Source organism: uncultured Succinivibrio sp. (genome assembly GCF_902756765.1).
Classification (GTDB): domain Bacteria; phylum Pseudomonadota; class Gammaproteobacteria; order Enterobacterales; family Succinivibrionaceae; genus Succinivibrio.
Genome location: NZ_CACVSS010000018.1, coordinates 23,141 through 40,863, shown reverse-complemented (window position 1 = coordinate 40,863; position 17,723 = coordinate 23,141). Strand labels below are relative to the sequence as shown.

General features: G+C 38.4%; 14 protein-coding genes, 2 tRNA genes and 1 pseudogene. 11 read left to right on the top strand and 6 right to left on the bottom strand.

Going from position 1 to position 17,723, the window contains the following annotated elements:
• Window positions 1–194: pseudogene (prfA, locus tag QZU45_RS04220) on the top strand (peptide chain release factor 1); the annotation flags it as partial.
• 62 nt (window positions 195–256) lie between these two features.
• Window positions 257–1,087, top strand: coding sequence for a peptide chain release factor N(5)-glutamine methyltransferase (gene prmC, locus QZU45_RS04215; protein ID WP_295351992.1), 831 nt, complete (start codon window positions 257–259; stop codon window positions 1,085–1,087).
• A gap of 541 nt (window positions 1,088–1,628) precedes the next feature.
• Here the strand turns inward: prmC and maoP are convergent.
• On the bottom strand, window positions 1,629–2,003 hold the full coding sequence (maoP, locus tag QZU45_RS04210) for a DUF413 domain-containing protein (protein WP_295351989.1): 375 nt from the start codon (window positions 2,001–2,003) through the stop codon (window positions 1,629–1,631).
• A gap of 534 nt (window positions 2,004–2,537) precedes the next feature.
• On the opposite strand from maoP, the gene glnS reads away from it, so the two are divergent.
• The 3 genes from glnS (at window position 2,538) to bamC (ending at window position 6,120) form a co-directional block, all read left to right on the top strand.
• Complete coding sequence (glnS, locus tag QZU45_RS04205; protein ID WP_295351986.1) at window positions 2,538–4,217, top strand: glutamine--tRNA ligase; 1,680 nt, start codon at window positions 2,538–2,540, stop codon at window positions 4,215–4,217.
• 34 nt (window positions 4,218–4,251) lie between these two features.
• Window positions 4,252–4,710, top strand: coding sequence for a hypothetical protein (locus QZU45_RS04200; RefSeq protein WP_295351983.1), 459 nt, complete (start codon window positions 4,252–4,254; stop codon window positions 4,708–4,710).
• Between the two features lie 225 nt (window positions 4,711–4,935).
• Entirely contained in the window at window positions 4,936–6,120 is a 1,185-nt protein-coding gene (bamC, locus tag QZU45_RS04195; RefSeq protein WP_295351982.1) for an outer membrane protein assembly factor BamC, read from the top strand.
• Between the two features lie 67 nt (window positions 6,121–6,187).
• Here the strand turns inward: bamC and QZU45_RS04190 are convergent, their stop codons facing one another.
• On the bottom strand, window positions 6,188–7,084 hold the full coding sequence (locus QZU45_RS04190; protein ID WP_295351979.1) for a flagellin: 897 nt from the start codon (window positions 7,082–7,084) through the stop codon (window positions 6,188–6,190).
• A gap of 388 nt (window positions 7,085–7,472) precedes the next feature.
• Here QZU45_RS04190 and QZU45_RS04185 point away from each other — a divergent pair, with 388 nt between their 5' ends.
• The 3 genes from QZU45_RS04185 to bioA all read left to right on the top strand — a co-directional run bounded on the left by QZU45_RS04185 (window position 7,473) and on the right by bioA (window position 11,062).
• Window positions 7,473–8,918, top strand: a complete 1,446-nt coding sequence (locus QZU45_RS04185) for a carbon starvation protein A (protein WP_295351976.1) — start codon at window positions 7,473–7,475, stop codon at window positions 8,916–8,918.
• Window positions 8,919–9,051: 133 nt separating this feature from the next.
• Window positions 9,052–9,726, top strand: coding sequence for a dethiobiotin synthase (gene bioD / locus QZU45_RS04180; RefSeq protein WP_295351974.1), 675 nt, complete (start codon window positions 9,052–9,054; stop codon window positions 9,724–9,726).
• Complete coding sequence (bioA, locus tag QZU45_RS04175) at window positions 9,716–11,062, top strand: adenosylmethionine--8-amino-7-oxononanoate transaminase (protein WP_295351971.1); 1,347 nt, start codon at window positions 9,716–9,718, stop codon at window positions 11,060–11,062. The genes bioD and bioA overlap by 11 nt, the downstream gene beginning before the upstream one ends.
• Before the next feature lie 52 nt (window positions 11,063–11,114).
• Here the strand turns inward: bioA and QZU45_RS04170 are convergent, their stop codons facing one another.
• Window positions 11,115–12,065 carry a phosphoribosylaminoimidazolesuccinocarboxamide synthase gene (locus tag QZU45_RS04170; RefSeq protein ID WP_074840369.1) on the bottom strand — a complete coding sequence of 317 codons (951 nt, stop codon included), beginning with the start codon at window positions 12,063–12,065 and terminating at the stop codon, window positions 11,115–11,117.
• A gap of 327 nt (window positions 12,066–12,392) precedes the next feature.
• Here QZU45_RS04170 and QZU45_RS04165 point away from each other — a divergent pair.
• Window positions 12,393–12,470, top strand: a tRNA-Val gene (locus QZU45_RS04165).
• 22 nt (window positions 12,471–12,492) lie between these two features.
• A tRNA-Val gene (locus QZU45_RS04160) sits at window positions 12,493–12,570 on the top strand.
• A gap of 132 nt (window positions 12,571–12,702) precedes the next feature.
• Here the strand turns inward: QZU45_RS04160 and bioC are convergent.
• The 3 genes from bioC to QZU45_RS04145 are packed head-to-tail and all read right to left on the bottom strand — an operon-like array spanning window position 12,703 to window position 15,294.
• Window positions 12,703–13,473 carry a malonyl-ACP O-methyltransferase BioC gene (gene bioC, locus QZU45_RS04155; protein WP_295351968.1) on the bottom strand — a complete coding sequence of 257 codons (771 nt, stop codon included), beginning with the start codon at window positions 13,471–13,473 and terminating at the stop codon, window positions 12,703–12,705.
• Entirely contained in the window at window positions 13,470–14,126 is a 657-nt protein-coding gene (locus QZU45_RS04150; protein WP_295351964.1) for a pimeloyl-ACP methyl esterase BioG family protein, read from the bottom strand. Before QZU45_RS04150 ends, bioC begins: the two co-directional genes overlap by 4 nt.
• A 1-nt stretch (window position 14,127) precedes the next feature.
• Window positions 14,128–15,294 (bottom strand): 8-amino-7-oxononanoate synthase, encoded by a 1,167-nt coding sequence (locus tag QZU45_RS04145; RefSeq protein WP_295351961.1) that lies wholly within the window; start codon window positions 15,292–15,294, stop codon window positions 14,128–14,130.
• Between the two features lie 570 nt (window positions 15,295–15,864).
• On the opposite strand from QZU45_RS04145, the gene QZU45_RS04140 reads away from it, so the two are divergent.
• The gene (locus tag QZU45_RS04140) at window positions 15,865–17,577 is read left to right on the top strand and encodes a carbon starvation protein A (RefSeq protein WP_295351959.1); all 1,713 of its coding nucleotides are present in this window, start codon (window positions 15,865–15,867) and stop codon (window positions 17,575–17,577) included.
• The last annotated feature ends 146 nt before the right edge of the window (window positions 17,578–17,723 follow it).

Here is a 17,723-nt window from a genome sequence, read left to right as displayed (position 1 = left end):
CTTCCGGTGACCGTTCTGATCGTATCAGAACCTATAACTTCCCTCAGAGCCGTATTACAGATCATCGTATCAACTTAACTGTTTACCGTTTAGACGAAGTTTTAGGCGGTGATCTTGATCTGATGCTTAAGCCTGTAATTGAAGAGTTTAAAGCTGAACAGCTTGCCTCTATGGCATCACAGGGTGCTCTATAATATTTTAATAAAATAACTATTCACAGCTATCTGTGGATAGTTATCTGTTCTATACAAGCTTTATGACTATTTTCGAAGCTTTAAAAATCTCCCGAAAAAAACTTTCTGATGCCGGAATTGAAAGTGCTTCTCTTGATGCTTCTTTAATACTTTCCCATCTTACTCATTTATCTAAGGTTCAGCTTATAACTCATGATTCAGATGAACTTTCTGATGACATTTTAAATAAGCTGAATTCGCTTATCGACAAGCGTATTACCGGATATCCTATTGCCTATATTCTTGGATACAAGGAATTCTGGGGGCTAAAGCTTAAGGTAACAGAGGATACTCTGATTCCAAGACCTGATACGGAAATCATTGTTCAATGTGCTCTTGACTGTAAGGTTAAAGGTTCGATTCTTGATATGGGAACGGGGAGTGGGGCAATTATTCTTGCTCTAAAATCAGAGTACAGAGATAATGTCGAGGCCTTTGCCTGCGATTTTTCAGAGAAGGCGTTGGAAGTTGCGAAAGAAAACTCTAAAGCTCTGGATCTTGAAGTAACCTTTATCCATTCAGACTGGTTTTCAAATCTTGTGGATAAGAAATTCTCTTTGATTGTTTCAAATCCTCCTTATATAGAAGAGAACGATCCTCATCTTACAAAGACTTCTCTCCCTTATGAACCTATCAGTGCACTGACATCCGGGGCTGATGGTCTTAATGATATTAGAATCATCTGTAGGGATGCTTTAGCTCATCTTAAAACTGATGCTCCACTTATGATTGAACATGGCTATAATCAGGGACTGTCTGTTCGCGATATTTTTGTTTCCTATGGTTACAAAAATGTCGAGACTGTCATAGATTTTGCGGGAAATGATAGAGTCACTGTAGGATATAAAAGGTAGTCTACAAAGAAATACGGCATCAGAAAATACATCTGATGCCGATAAGATCCTTATGTTTGTTTGATTGTATAGAATTAACTTATGGATTCATTATACGTAGAATTAAATTAAAAAAGTTGATCTAGAGCAATGTTTGGAGAATTTGCTCATTTTTATATAATAAATTAAACAAAACCTTCTATTTAGTTGCCTAATATTATATTTCAATTGCCTATTCTTGCATAAAATCGTTTTTTCTGAAAAATAATTCAATATCCTTGTCTGATTTTTTTTGTTTATTTAGACTTTTGTTTTTCTTTGCTATAAAAGTTTTTTGAAAAGAATATGAAAGAGTGTTTTTGAACCTGTTGAATTAGATCCTTTGGTAGAGGTTTGTCATTATCAATTCAGAAATAAGGTATAGGATGCAGTTTATAAGTTCCGTATTGTTGTCGTTTTCTTCTTTGGAAGGCTACAACATAAAGCTTGTGAAGAGATGTGAATATGAAGACAGAAAAAAAAGACGCATTACGCGTCTTTTTTTCAACCTCAGGCTTATTTACTAATCTAAACCGGAGGTCTCGTCTGATGAACCATTCATGTAGCCATTGCCATTTAACTCGTCATCATTACCAACAGAACATAGTCTGTGAAGGTGACGTGGCTGAATAACCTGAAGATACTTCTTGATAACCTGAAGATACTTCTTGAAAATTTTTGCGTTATGATCGGTAATAACCTCATCTGAAGTAATCTGTTTTACAAAAACTTTCTCTTCTTCTGTTTTTGGCTTGCGAGTTCCGTTGTAAAGCTCCATCATTGCAGTGCCATACTTCTCAAGCAGGTTTGACTCATTGATAGTAAAATCACCACTGCGACGGATACCACGTGCAAAGTGCTGGAAATCATTAAAAGGCTTTTCTGACTCAAAGCTCATTTTTGTATCCTCAAATTAGATTACATATACAAATACAAAATTCATGGAATTATATGCTTTTTTTTAGTGTATGTGTAGCATTTAGTTGAAATTATTCTCAGAGCGCATTCTACCTGCTGATCTTCAAAGAAAAATGAAATCTATCTCGCAAATTTATACATTAATATGGAAAAGCGTATTTTTAACATTTTGAACTTAAAGATAAAAATTTTTCAAAAATGTTTTTTTGAAATAAAAACAGCTAATAAAATTGAGTGTTTACAGGCACTTTGCTAGAATTAGCATGTTAGAAAATAAAATCTGCATTTATAGATAGAGCAGAGAACTAAAAAAGATAAAGAATCTCTTTAGACGTAAGAGTATCTGTAAAGCATTTACCAAAGCTGGCATATACAGACTTACACGCAAACTTAAAGAGCAAAGGGCATAAGTCAAATGAATACTGTCGCCCTTTTTTGCTATTAGATAGCAAAGGAATCTTCTTATACAAGAAGATTTAGGAATTAGGTTATATTGGATTTTGGAGCTTATTAAATGACTGTTGCTGTTGGTGAAGAGGAAAGAATCCCTCGCAATTTTATTACCGACATTATTGATGATGATTTAAATTCAGGTCGCCATGACCATGTTGCAACCAGATTTCCTCCAGAGCCAAATGGTTACCTTCATATCGGTCACGCAAAGTCAATCTGTCTGAATTTTGGTCTTGCCAGAGATTACAAGGGAACCTGCAATTTAAGATTTGATGATACCAACCCTGAAAAAGAGGATATGGAATATATAAATTCCATTCAGAGAGATGTTCAGTGGCTTGGATTTAAGTGGACAGAGATTCGTCACTCATCTGATTACTTTGACCGTCTGTATGGTTATGCCTTAGAGCTGATTGACAAAGGTCTTGCATATGTTGATGAACTTTCTCCTGACGAGATTCGTGAGTATCGCGGAACCTTAAAAGAGCCTGGTAAGGAAAGTCCATACAGAAACCGTTCTGTAGAAGAAAACCGTGCTTTATTTGAGAAGATGAAGGCCGGAGAATTTAAGGAAGGTCAGGTTTGTCTGAGAGCCAAGATTGATATGGCATCTCCTTTTATCTGTATGCGAGATCCTGTTATTTACCGTGTAAGATTTGCTGAACATGCTATTACAAAGGATAAATGGTGTATTTATCCTATGTATGATTTTACACACTGTATCTCTGATGCCATTGAAGGTATTACCCATTCAATCTGTACCTTAGAGTTCCAGGATAACCGCAGACTTTATGACTGGGTTTTAGAGCATATCTCCATAAAGGCTCGCCCTCATCAGTATGAGATGAGCCGACTGAATCTTGAAGGTTCTATTACTTCAAAACGCAAGCTGAATCTGCTGGTTAAAGAGGGCATAGTTGACGGATGGGATGATCCTCGTCTGACTACTATTTCCGGCTTACGTCGCAGAGGTTATACTCCGGCCTCCATCAGAGAGTTCTGTCGCCGTATCGGTGTAACCAAGCAGGAAAACGTTGTAGAAATGAGTGCTCTTGAGTCCTGTATCAGAGATGATCTGAACAAAAATGCACCTCGTGCTATGGCTGTTCTACATCCAATCAAGCTGGTTATTGATAATTATGGGGAAGAAGGTGTAACTGATACTTCATATACTATCAGCAATCATCCAGAGCGCGAGGATCTAGGCACAAGAACCATTACTATCAGCAAGGAACTGTACATTGATGAGGCTGATTTCAGAGAAGAGGCCAATAAGCAGTACAAGCGCCTGAAGTTAGGTCATGAGGTTCGTCTGCGCAATTCATATGTGGTTCAGGCTGTTTCCTGTGAAAAGGACACTGATGGCAGAGTTACTGTCGTTCATGTTGTAGCAGTTCCAAATTCTGTAGGAGCAACAATCGAGGGCCATAAGCCAAAGGGAGTTATCCACTGGGTTGATGCTAATAACTGCTATCGCGGAAAAGTTAATTTATATGAGAATCTGTTTAATGTACCTAATCCAGGTGCTGCAGAGGATTTCCTTTCAACTGTAAACAAGAATTCAAAGATAGAAATTGAGAATGCAGCCTTAGAAGCTAGTTTGAAGAATGCTAAGGTTGGTCAGAGCTTCCAGTTTGAAAGAGAAGGTTATTTCTGTGTTGACAGCAAGAATTCTACTGAGGATAAACCAGAATTTAATCTTACTGTTGCTTTAAGAGAGACCAAAAAAGTTTCTGTATAACAAACGATAAGTGAAAGAAAGGAGTGAGTACACTATGTCAGATTTTGAAAATGATGACGCTCAGAAGGAAGAGGGTAAGGTAGCGCCTCCACCAGGAAGTGATTATGAAGTTGCATTCACTTATCATTCTGATAATCAGCTTGAAAGAGCATATGACAAAGCTGAGCATTGGGTGAAGGTTGGTGTTCGTCCTAATCAGATTTTCCTGGATGACAGAACAATGGGAGTTATCAATTTCCGTAAGGAAATGAGAGATCCTCTTTTAATTCAGGCTGGTGTTGAACGTTTAATTGACTTCAGATGTTCTCTGACTCTTTCTGATACTGATGTAGATGCTGTTTTCTCAAGTGTCTGCTACTATGAGCCAGGTTCAGAGCCAACCTATATCAATGCTTATGATCCTGAGTTATCATCCATTAAAGAGGTTCTGAATATGGTAAGTTCCAACTTATTCAATTATCTGCAGAAACCTCTTCTTCAGCAGGATGAATAATCTTCTTCATAAGACTTTAAGCATCGTTTAATACACGGTGCTTTTTGGTTATGAATAACGACAGTTTCTGATCTTTAAGAAATAAACTGAAAGCTTAGAACTGTCCTATTTAATCAGTATGGCTTTAATTAAAGAGTCTCTACTGGTTTAATGATTAGATAACAACACAGATATCATTGATAACAGGGTATCTGTAAAAAATAAGTGAAATACAGGAGTATTTAGGTGACAAAGTATAAGTTAGATAAACTTGCTTTAGTCGTAACTGTAATGGCATTGCCAACTCTTAGCATGACAGGCTGCGTTACTGTAAAGGACTATTACCAAGAATATTTTGGTATGGATAAGAGTACAAGAGAAGTTACCGGCTATTACGAGCACGTTGATTCAAAAATCTACAGAAATACTCTTGTTGTTCCTGAAGGATTGGATAATCCTGGTGTTAACTCTGAGTTAACTATTCCACAGGTTGATGCAAAATCACTACATGGTCCTCTTGGTGAGGCTGTTGACGTTCGTCCTCCTACCGCTCCATACAGATCTGATATGGGTATCCACACTCAGTGGTCTGATGGTGAGGCTATTGTCTGGTTTGAGAGAAACGGTTCTCATGGAATTCAGACAGAAGATGATGCCTGGATGTTATTGGCCTCTGTTCTCAAGCATATGAATATTGGTGTTGGTAAGATTGCTCCTGGTCAGTATCTTCTGACTACAATTTCACGTGATTTTACCGAGTTCGGTAAGCCTTACGATGGATCTGATGCTGAAGTTGGTCTGAAGAAGTACAATCAGATTTATCAGATTCGTGTTGGTAGAAATTCCGATGGCTCTTTAGGTATCGCATCTAAACTGATTGGTTCTATGACATCTCTGTCTTCAGGTAAGGGAATGGAAGATCTGCTTGATATGATCGAGCAGGAGCGTTTTGCCATGGGCTTTGCCAACAATATCATCCACGAGATCGATTCAAAACAGCATGAGGCTGTTGTAGATCCTGATAACCTTGTTGTATCAATCGGTAAAGACCATAACAATCACCAGGCTATTATTGTTGAAGCTCCATTCGAAACCACTACCGCAATTCTGGAAGGTCTGTTTGACAGATGCGGATGGAAGGTTACCAAGCACTCTGTATCCAAGGCAGAGTATGACGTTGAAGTTAACGACAACACTGATAACTGGGTAAATGTAAGAGGCCGTCGCCTACTTGATATCAATACCGGTAAGTACAAGATTCGTGTTGGTATCCATCAGAAGCAGTACAGTGCAATTACCTTCTATAATGAAAAGGATACTCCAATTCCTGATAAGGAAATTTCAAGACTGTATCCTGGCTTTGCAGATGTTCTGGTTGAGGAATTTAAGACCTATTCCGGAGCTCAGTCAGTAAAGGTTGAAGCTAACTGATTAACGACTCTAATTGATTATTAAGGGCGTACTATTGCGAAAGTGGTAGTGCGCTTTTTGTTTTTTGCTATCCGCCAAGAAGAGATAGAATAACACTCTTGCTGTTGTTGATTCTTGAGAAAAGTGAGGCGATAACCTGCTGTCTGACCATCAGTTCTGCAAGTTTTGAGGCTTCCTCTGCATAGTCGGTATCTTCGATTCTTGAACGCGCATCAGACAGATTTTCGTACATTGAACTGTTGTTGCGGATTGCTGATTCCATTCGGTTCTGAACGGCTCCAAGTCTTGCCTGATATGTGCTGACTGTATTTATGTATTTATCGATACATCCAAGTACGGATTCTGCATTTGCAGCTGAGGTTAGACTGAATGCCAGAGAGTCTCCATCTGGTTTAAAACAGGATTCACCCTCTGGGATATTAAGATATGAAGCTATGCCTGAGATAGAGAATCCGTCAGCAAAGCCCTGAATGGAGATTTTATCACCTACAGTGCCAGAACACTGTATATCAATGCTGCCATTAGAACTGAACAGGCCACCTTTATTTCCTGCGAGTATCTGAGCTCCACCAAAGGTTGTACTGTTTGAGATTCTTGTGATTTCATAGCATAACTCCTGTGCTTCTGTATCCATAGCCTTTCTGTCTGCATCTGAATATGTTCCTGTTGCAGCCTGAACAGCCAGAGTCCTGATCCTCTGCAGCATATCCTTGCTTTCATCTAAAGCATGTTCCATGGTCTGAGCAACAGAAATGCCATCGTTTAAGTTTCTTGAGCCCTGTTTATAGCCGTTAATCTGAGCAGTAAGTCGATCTGCGATCATAAGTCCGGCAGGATCATCTTTAGCGGAATTTATTCTTTTACCTGAGGAAAGTCTCTGAAAGACCGTATTAAGCCCTGAGGTAACGTTATTCAACGTCCTCATAGCACTCATACTCGCTATATTGGTCAGATATAGTGGCATTTCGAGTTTCCTCTTTTTAGATAGTATTTATGATTATTTTTTTTTAGTTATATATAAGAATAACGGCAATTATTACTATTTCTGAAGTGAAGATAATGCTAATAATTTCTTTTTAGTGTAAACGTTGTCTAAAATGTCTGAGACAAGAGTGTGAGTTTAAAAATACGCGTTATCATAAACTGATAACTGCGTAAAATTTAAAACGTTTTCAAGAAAGAATAAATTCAGAAATATATCCAAAAATAATAATAGGAATGTGATTGACATCTAAATCTACTCTTAAATTTCGTGGAGTCCTATCAACTTTTTATAAATTCTTTGATTATTCCTGATAATAAAATTTTATTATACAGTTACTTAACAAACATAAAAATATAAGGAGTCGTGTATGCCAAGATATATGTGGTTTATTATCTCGGTAATAGCCTTGCTTGTAGGTTATTTCGTGTATGGTCGAATTGTCGAAAGAATTTTCGGCCCTAATCCAGCCCGATCAACCCCAGCTAAAACAAAGAGTGACGGTGTTGACTATGTTGCCATGCCAAAATGGAAACTATGGTTAATTCAGTTACTGAACATCGCCGGTGTAGGCCCTGTATTTGGTCCTATCCTAGGTGCGGTTTATGGTCCAACCGCTTTATTATGGATTGTTATCGGTACTATTTTTGCCGGTGCTGTTCATGATTACTTCTCAGGAATGCTGTCAGTTCGCTATGGCGGTGCAAATGTTCCTGATGTAGTTGGTTATAATCTAGGTAAGATTGCCAAGAACGGTATGCGCGTTTTTGCTACCATTCTGCTTCTGCTAGTAGGTGTTGTGTTCGCAACTGCTCCTGCAGGTCTGTTAGCAAAACTATCTGTAGGTCACTTTGATGGAGTAATGACTTTCGGTGCATGGTTAGGCGTTATCTTCGCTTACTACTTCTTTGCTACCATTATCCCTATCGATAAGATCATAGGTAGAATCTACCCTGTATTTGGAGCCTTGCTGCTGATCATGGCAATTGGTGTTACTGTCGGTATGTTTGTTCAGATGCCAGATAGCTTCTACTCCTGGGCAACCTTCGATCACAATCCTCATCCTAAGGATCTGCCAATCTTCCCTCTTGTATTTATTACTATTGCATGTGGTGCACTGTCAGGCTTCCACTCAACTCAGTCTCCTCTGATGGCTCGCTGTGTTGAGAACGAGTCAGAGGGTCGCATGGTATTCTACGGAGCAATGGTTGCTGAAGGCTTTATTGGTCTTGTATGGTGTACTGTTGGTATGACTTTCTACCCAGATGCTCAGGCCCTATTATCTGCAGGTGGCCCTGCTGTTGTAGTTAACGACTCCTGCGTTGCCCTATTAGGCGGTTTTGGCGGTCTTCTTGCTATTCTTGGTGTGGTTATTCTGCCTGTTACTTCTGGTGATACTGCATTCAGAGCAGCTCGTTTAACTATTGCTGATGTAATTCATCTGCCACAGGTTAAGCCAATGAAGAGACTGGTAATTGCTATCCCAGTATTCTGTATTGGTATTGCCTTATCTCAGATCGATTTCAACATCATCTGGAGATACTTCGGTTTCTCAAATCAGACTCTTGCAGGAATCTGTCTATGGTCAGCTGCTGCTTACCTGTTCAGAAAGGGTAAGTTCCACTGGATCTGTACTATTCCAGCATGCTTCATTACAGTCGTATCTGTAAGCTATATCTGCTACGAGAAGAACATGGGCTTTGGCTTGGATATCAATACCTCAAATATCATCGGTATAGTAGTAGCTGTAATCTGTCTTGTAAGCTTACTGAAGTTTGGTAAGACACCTGTTGAGGGTGCTCCAACTGATGTCTGATTTTTAGACGAATCTGTTTAACCGCAAAATCCTCTGAACTCCTATTCAGGGGATTTTTTTTGCTATCGGCATTAGGTAATCTTCTTCGTTTTCAGTATGTTAAAATGACCTCAGTATAATTGAGGTTAAAAAAATGAGAGGACTATTTGTTACAGGTACCGGTACAGATATCGGTAAGACCTATGTAAGTGCAGCCATTGCAAGAGAACTTACCAAAAAGAATTTGTCTATTGCTTACTATAAGGCAGCAGTAAGTGGCTCCGACAGTATAGAACATTCTGATGCCGGCTTTGTGAGGGATTCATCCGGAATAAACCAGAATACCGAATCTCTTCTTTCCTATCTTTATGAAAAACCTTTGTCTCCTCATCTTGCTGCAAGAGGAGAAAATCGCTTTGCAAGCCTGGATAAAATTTTAAAAGACTTCAATTCCCTAAGAGTCAACTATGATTATGTACTCTCGGAGGGGGCGGGTGGAATTATATGTCCAGTTGTCTGGGAGAAGAATGATCATCTGATGTATCTTGATATTCTCAAGGCTTTAAAACTTAATGCAGTGGTTGTAGCTGATGCCGGACTTGGAACAATTAATCATACAGTATTGACCATAAGTTACCTTAAACAGAACAGTATAAAAGTAAAGGGCGTAATTCTTAATAATTTTGATAATAGCTCTGTAATGCATAGTGATAACCTTCAGATGATTGAGGAGATCTCTGGAACAAATGTTATTGCAACATTGGGAAAAGGCGATAAAAACTTGAATTTACGCTATCAGAAAATGGAAGATTACTTCGATGAGTGCTAAAGAGAATTTAATTGATTTTGATGTAAAGCATATATGGCATCCTGCTGCGCAGATGAAAGATTATGAAGCCTTTCCTCCTATTCCTGTAGTTAAAGGTAAAGGGTGTTATCTGTACACTGAAGATGGGCATGAAATTCTGGATATTATCAGTTCCTGGTGGTGTAACCTTTTAGGTCATTGTAACGAGGAAATCTCAGATGCGCTTTGCCAGCAGGCAAAGACGCTTGAACATGTTATATTTGCAAACTTTACTCACCCATGGGTTGTAGAGCTTACCAAGGAACTGTTAAGTATCGTTCCTGAGGGAATTACACATTTTAACTACGGAGATAATGGTTCATCATCTGTGGAAATGGCCCTGAAAATAGCATTTCAGTATCAGCAGCAGATTGGACAGACCAATAGACGCAGATTTGCTTGTCTGTCTGAGGGATACCATGGAGAAACAATAGGCGCATTATCAGTTGGCAGTATGGATTTGTATAACCTGATGTATAAGCCTATGATGATGGATAACATTCATATTGAAGCTCCTGATCTGTTTTTACACCCAGAGGAATATCCTAAAAAATGCATGGAGAGGGCAGAGAAGATTTTTGATGAACATGGTTCTGAGCTCTGTGCTCTGATTGTTGAGCCTCTGCTTCAGGGAGCCGGTGGAATGAGAATCTATCCTGCAGAATATTTAAAGTTTTTAAGCGAACTATGTAAAAAACATGGTGTTCTTCTGATTGCAGATGAAATTGCCACCGGATTTGGAAGAACCGGTAAATGGTTTGCCTGTGACCATGCCGGAATTACGCCTGATCTGATGTGTATGTCAAAGGCTATTACAGGCGGTTATATGCCAATGTCTGTGGTTGGTGTAACTGATACGGTTTATAACGCTTTCTTAGGAGATTACTCTGAAGGTAAGGCTTTTCTTCATTCTCATACTTACGCTGGCAATCCTCTGGCGTGTGCCTGCGCACTGAGTGTAATCAGAATCCTAAAGCGCGACCATATCATAGAGAAAGCCGTTGAAAAAGCCTCCTGGTTAAGCAAGACTTTTGCAGATAGATTCTCTTCTCTAGAAAACATTGGGCAGGTAAGAAGTATTGGACTTATCAATGTAATGGAGATTGTAAAAGACAAGTCAACAAAAGAGAGATTCCCTTCTTCTTTAAGACTTGGATACAGAATTTATCAGGATGCTCTAAAGGAAGGCCTGTTGCTAAGACCGATAGGGGATACTCTGTATTTCAATCCTCCTCTTAATATCTCCAAAGAAGATCTTACGAAGGCGATGGATATTACCTACAAGGTTCTGACAAGAAATCTTAAGGCTATATCCTGACATACAAAAAGAGGTGCAATTGCACCTCTTAAACAATACTGTAAATAAAATGTTATCTGTTCTTTAGGAACTCGTTAACATTCTTTTCAATTCTTGCTGCAATATCAGTGTTCTCTGATTTCTCGAACTTCTCACCGGTAATGTTTTCGAAAAGCTCTAGATAGCGATTTGAAATTGATTCAACAATCTGAGGAGTCATCTCTGGTACCTGCTGACCTGCTTTTCCCTGGAAGCCGTTATCCATCAGCCATTCACGAACGAATTCCTTTGACAGCTGTTTCTGAGGCTCACCCTTCTCAAATCTTTCCTGATAACCATCCTTGTAGAAGTAACGGCTTGAATCTGGAGTATGAATCTCATCCATCAGATAAATAGTACCCTTGTGTTTACCAAACTCATATTTGGTATCAACAAGAATTAGTCCTCTCTTTTCTGCGATCTCTGTTCCACGCTTAAATAAAGCCAGAGTATATTTCTCAAGTAGTGCATATTCCTCAGGTGTTGCAAGTCCTCTCTCAAGAATCTGCTCTTTAGAAATATCCTCATCATGAAGACCTAGTTCAGCCTTGGTGGTAGGTGTGATGATTGGCTCTGGGAACTTCTGATTTTCCTTCATTCCTTCAGGAAGCTTAACGCCGCAGATTTCTCTAACTCCACTCTTGTATGCTCTCCATGAGCTGCCGCATAGATAACCGCGAACGATCATTTCAACAGGGAAACCTTCACACATAATGCCAACTGAAACCATTGGATCAGGTGTTGCGATTTTCCAGTTAGGGCAAATATCAGTAGTTGCATCAAGGAATTTAGCTGCAATCTGGTTTAGCATCTGTCCTTTGTAAGGAATTCCCTCTGGCAGAACAACGTCAAAAGCTGAAATTCTGTCGGTTGCGACCATAACCAGCATTTCATCATTAATGTTGTATACGTCTCTTACCTTACCGTGATAAACACTTTTCTGACCTGGGAAATTAAAATCGGTTTTTGTTAATGCGTTACTCATGATATTTGACTTAACCTAGTAAAAGGCAGGGAACCTGCCATGAAAAGAAAGATTTTAGCAACCTGATAAGAAGCTAAAGATCATGTGAACGGGGAAATTATACACTAATGTGTATGAAGCTTTAGGTCTTCATTAAATTTGCATTTAATTGGGGCAGTATCTGTTATCCTTTATTGATAAATTTATAATACAAGCCTCCAAATGATTAAAAAAAATTTAAGTCCGTAAACAGCTAATAAATGCCCTTTATAAAATTAACTACAAAAAATATCTAAAATAACTCTTGCCATATTGCTATTCAGCCATTATAATGCACTCACTTTCTACGGATGCTTAGCTCAGTCTGGTTAGAGCATCTGCCTTACAAGCAGAGGGTCATAGGTTCGAGTCCTATAGCATCCACCATGTAGAAATTCCATTCAAGAATGGATGCTTAGCTCAGTCTGGTTAGAGCATCTGCCTTACAAGCAGAGGGTCATAGGTTCGAGTCCTATAGCATCCACCATCTATCATTATCCTTTTTAAACTTTTTAAGTTCACTCTTTGTATTTTGTGTTTATTTAAATTTTTAAGACAGCTTGTTTCTTGCTGGATGCTCTATTTTCCCTTTTAAAACCGCTCTAAGTAAAGAATTAATCTACACAGATAATAAAATACTATTTTGTTTTTTTACCACAGCATAGTAAATGTGCCAGGTTAAATATACACCATTGGCATCTGAAAATTTTGATTCAAATTCCTTAACAAAGCGGTTAAGCATTCCTTTTGTCCAGATTGTTTTAGAAAATCCTGTTACCCCTGTTTTCTTGAGGGTTTTAAGCATATTGAGGGCATCTGTGTAGTGAAATTTTACGATCTCTTCCTGAAGAGAGTATGGAACATTAAGTGTTTTTAAAACGGAATCTAACTCCGAGTAAGAAAGATATCTAAGTCCATTCTGGGTTAATGCTGTAATTTCTTTTACATTTTCGTTTCCGAAACTTGTAAAGGCTAAAACTCCATTTGGCTTTAATGATTCTATAAACTTCTTTAGAGTACCCTCAAGATCAAATAGCCACTGCAGACAGGCGTTTGAAGTAATCAGATCGTATTTTTCTTTTAAAGTTAATTTCTCTATATCTCCAGGATGATAGCTAACGGTCATATGATTTGAGAAACGTTCTTTACAGATATTAAGCATCTCCTCAGATATATCATTGAGAGCAAGTTTTTGTGGAGAGAATCGACTTATTATTTCTTCTGTAAAATTTCCCGGACCACTGCCTATTTCAAGCACATGCTTAAAGCTACTAAAGTCTAGCTTTTCAAGCAGTCTTTTTCCCATATAGCTTTGAACTGAGGCGTTTTCATCGTATGTTTGTGAGGCTTTAGAGAAACTTCTCTTTAAGAATTCTTTTCTTACAATCATAATAATTGTTTTGAGAACAGCTCATAGTTGTAATGGGCACATTCTATTTCCTGACAGACTGTTTCTGTTTTACTAAAGGATTTTTTCTGGTTGGCAGGAGCGATGATCTTATCTTTTAAGCCGATAAATGCATTCGTATAAAAGAAGTTTTTTACGCTAGGCTTTTTGGCAAACTCTCGGATATAGATAAGCTCTGCTTTGAGTGACTCAACACTTCTTTGTGGTTTATGTTTTAAAAATTCCTCATAAAGCTCTGCATCAAAGCACATTCTTCGATAGAACTTCAGAACTGCACTTTCGCAAAGTGCATCAATGGTTGCATCCCAAATCTTAGGCGGTATTCCATAATTATCATCGATGCCTTCTAAAGTGCCGTTGATGGCAGATGAGCTAACTACTTTATCCAGTATTCCGTGTTGTTTCAGAACTTTTGGTGCAATCATTACCCCCATGGACCAGGCAATAAGGTTTATTGAGGAGTATTCTCTATAAAGTGAGATATCAAAGTCATCGTTCTCATAATCGTAAACCAGTGCTATATCTTCGCATTCACGATTTTTTAGTGAGTCAAAGATAGCTCCGTCCTGACCGTAACCTAAAAAGATCAGATTCAGTTTTTGGCTATGGTTCAGCTTTATAAATAACTGTTTCATGTTATTTCCTTGAAAACGCCCTGATTGTATCTGCAAGCATTTCAATCTGACTGTCATTTAATCCTGCATTAAGTGATATTCTTAGTCGGCCCTTTCCTGCAGGAACAGTCGGATGTCTTATCGGCATCGCATATATTCCGTGCTCTTTAAAAAATTCGCTGGCTTTTAATGTTCTCTCATTGTCACCAGTGATTATAGGAATAATCTGAGAAGAGGAAACATTTTCAAAGTTACATTCATTCAAAGTCTGATGGATATATGCACTTAGTTTATCGAGCCTTAAACGAAGATCATTTCGTTTCTTCATATAATTAACCATGAAAGCTTCATGTGCAAACGTGTAAGGCGATAGGGCAGTTGAGAAAATCAGTGGTCTGGAGTTATTGATAATGTAATCTCTGGCTGTTTCGTTTGTAAGAATACAGGCTCCTTCTGAAGCAAGAGCCTTTCCAAAGGTTGTCAAGATAAAATCAACCTCATCAATCAGACCTAAAGAACCGCAGAGACCGCTGCCATCTTCAGACAAAACGCCAAAGCCATGAGCTTCGTCGACATAAATGTAGATGTTCTGATATTTGTGTTTTAATTCCACGAGTTTTTTTAGATCACACCTGTCTCCGTCCATACTGAAAACAGCTTCAGTAACAATGATTATATTCTCGTAAGAAATTTCGCTCTTCTGTATCAGTCGTTCCAGATGGTCATAGTCGTTATGGGCATAACGCAGAAACTTTCCCTTTGAAGCGGTAAGTCCGTCAATCATTGATGCATGAGCAAGCTTGTCTGCTATTATCAGAGTATCTTCTGCTCCTAAAATGCTTAATACTCCGCTGTTAGCAGAAAAACCACTGTTGAAAAAGGTTGCTTTTTTATGGAATAAATTTTCCATGACCTCACATACCTGAGCATAACTTTCATGTGCTCCAGTGAGCAGTGGCGAACCTGAGGAAGACATTCTTAATAACTGAGAATTAGATTCCTCGTAAAATTCGTTTAGACAATTACTGTCAGAGGCCAGTCCTAGATAATCGTTAGATGAAAGATTCAGATAATCTTTAGAATCAATTTTTATCATTCCCTTATTCTGAATCTTGGGAATTATTGTTCTGAAAACACCATTATGGCGGTTGTTTTCGAGACTCTTCTGCATTCTATCGTATAAATTCATGTCTAAAGCTCTCTTTTGAATGAAACAATTCTAGCAAAAACAAGAGACTATGGTAACAGTTAAGGCTTATTTACGGTGCAGAAACCTGATATGTTCGATGGTATATAAAAGTTTCAGAATATTCGTTTAAATTTTTTCTCGATGAGGTTATAAGTTTTTTCGGAAGGCTCTTTCTTTTATTTCTGCCCCATATTGAGTCAAAATTGTTGTAAGTCTCTTAAAATCCGGATTTATTTAAATTGTAATAATTAATAAATTAAAGATGAGGAGAAAGATTTTCTTTATAACTTACTGAATTTTTGATTGATTTTGTGTGTTGCGTAAAATGCACAATAAATAATTCTATGTTGCATATAAATAAATATTGACTATTTATAAATAAAGGCATTTAATAATGAAAACGACAAAGAACATTACCCACGTTCAAGTCGATTTTATCTCAAACCATTAAGATAAAAATCATATCAAAAGCTCACAAAGCTCATGCTCTAGATCGCAGGTAACTCGTCTGCGAGACCTATTGTCTTTATTCTGACTTAAACGAATAATTCAAAAAATTTGGTGAATGAAATGACAGGCAGTGTACTATTCTGTATTTGCTTAGCATACTTTGTTTTAGCATATTTCACATACGGAAATTTTTTAAAGAAATTATTTTCAATAGACCCAAAGAAACCTACACCTGCACATACAAATATGGACGGTGTTGATTACGTTCCAACAAGAGCTCCTGTTCTTTTTGGACATCATTTTGCTTCAATTGCTGGTCCTGGCCCAATTGTTGGTCCTATTATGGCAGCTTATTTCGGTTGGCTTCCTGCATTGATATGGATACTGGTAGGATGTGTGTTTATCGGTGCATTCCATGATTTTGCAGCTTTGGTTATCTCTGTACGTAATAGGGGAAGATCTGTTTCCTTCGTTATGGAAAAAATGATGGGCTTTACCGGAAGACAGCTGTTCTTAGGATTCTGTTTGCTTTGTCTGGTTCTGGTGGTTGCAATTTTTACTCTTCTTATCGCTGGACTGTTCACAAAATTCCCTGAGGTAGCAACAGCATCTCTGCTGTTTATTTTCATGGCTCCTCTATTTGCCTTTACTACAATTAATTTGAATTTTAGTTTAAAGAGAGCTTCTGTAATCTTTATTCCATTAGTATTTCTATCAGTTTACCTTGGTGAAAGCTTCCCTCTGAATGTTGAAACTGCATTCAATATCGCTCCAGAGAATGTAAGATCATTCTGGATTGGTGTACTTGCAATCTACATCTTTGTAGCTTCAGTAATGCCTGTTCAGTGGCTTCTTCAGCCTCGAGACTACATGAACTCATGGCTTCTTTATGCAATGCTGGCTTTAGGCTTTGCCTCAATTCTTGCTTACAGCCCTGAAATCAAGATGTCTTCCTTTGAAGGCTTTGCTGCTGTAACCGGTGACGGCAAGATGACAGATATGGTACCTGCTCTGTTTATTTTCATTGCCTGTGGTGCCTGCTCTGGTTTCCATGCTCTAGTTGCTTCTGGTACAACATCAAAGCAGCTTAACAAGGAAAGCGATGCATTACCTATCGGCTACGGTTCAATGCTTATTGAAGGTGTTTTAGGCATCATGGCTTTGGTTGCTGTTATGTCTATGGGACATACTGAATTCTCTGAGCTTGGCAAGAATCCTCCTGCAGCATTTGCTACCGGTATTTCAAATTTCTGCGGTGCTCTTGGCCTTGATACATCACTTGCAAAGGTTTTCATCTCTTTAGCCATCTCAGCTTTCATGATGACTTCTCTGGATACAGCAACAAGACTCGGTCGTTTTGTTTGTCAGGAACTGTTCATGCCTAAGGCTAAGTCATCTGAGGATAAAGTCAGCGAAAACAAGACTGTTTCTGTAGGTATGGTAAGAAAGGCTTTCATGAACAAATATGTTGCATCTTTCTCTATTGTCGCTGTATCAATGTACATGGCGCTAAGTGGTGAAGCTGCATCTTTGTGGCCAATCTTCGGCGCTTCAAATCAGCTGATGTCTGCTTTGACTCTTCTGGTAATTTCATTATGGCTGCTTTCTAAGAATGTAAACTGGCTAGTAGCCTTTGTGCCTATGGTATTCATGCTGATTATGAGTCTGTGGGGCGTTACTCAGGTTATCTCTCAGCAGTGGAATTCAAACGGTGTGCTGGTAGGTCTTGGTTTTGTACTTGTTGTAATGGCATGTATGCTGGTAGCTCTTGGTCTATCTGTAATTGTTCATACTGTTAAGAACAGATTCTCTTCAGGAGTCGCTGAAGCTTAATTGAAAGGCTGGGCAGAAATCATTCTGCCTAGCAAAAATGTGAGAATAGTCTTCTATTTTGTACTGTGAAGACTTGAAGATAATGATATACTAACCTTATGTTAAATAAGCTTATGTATATCATTTTTTGTTTTTGTGAAGTGTAA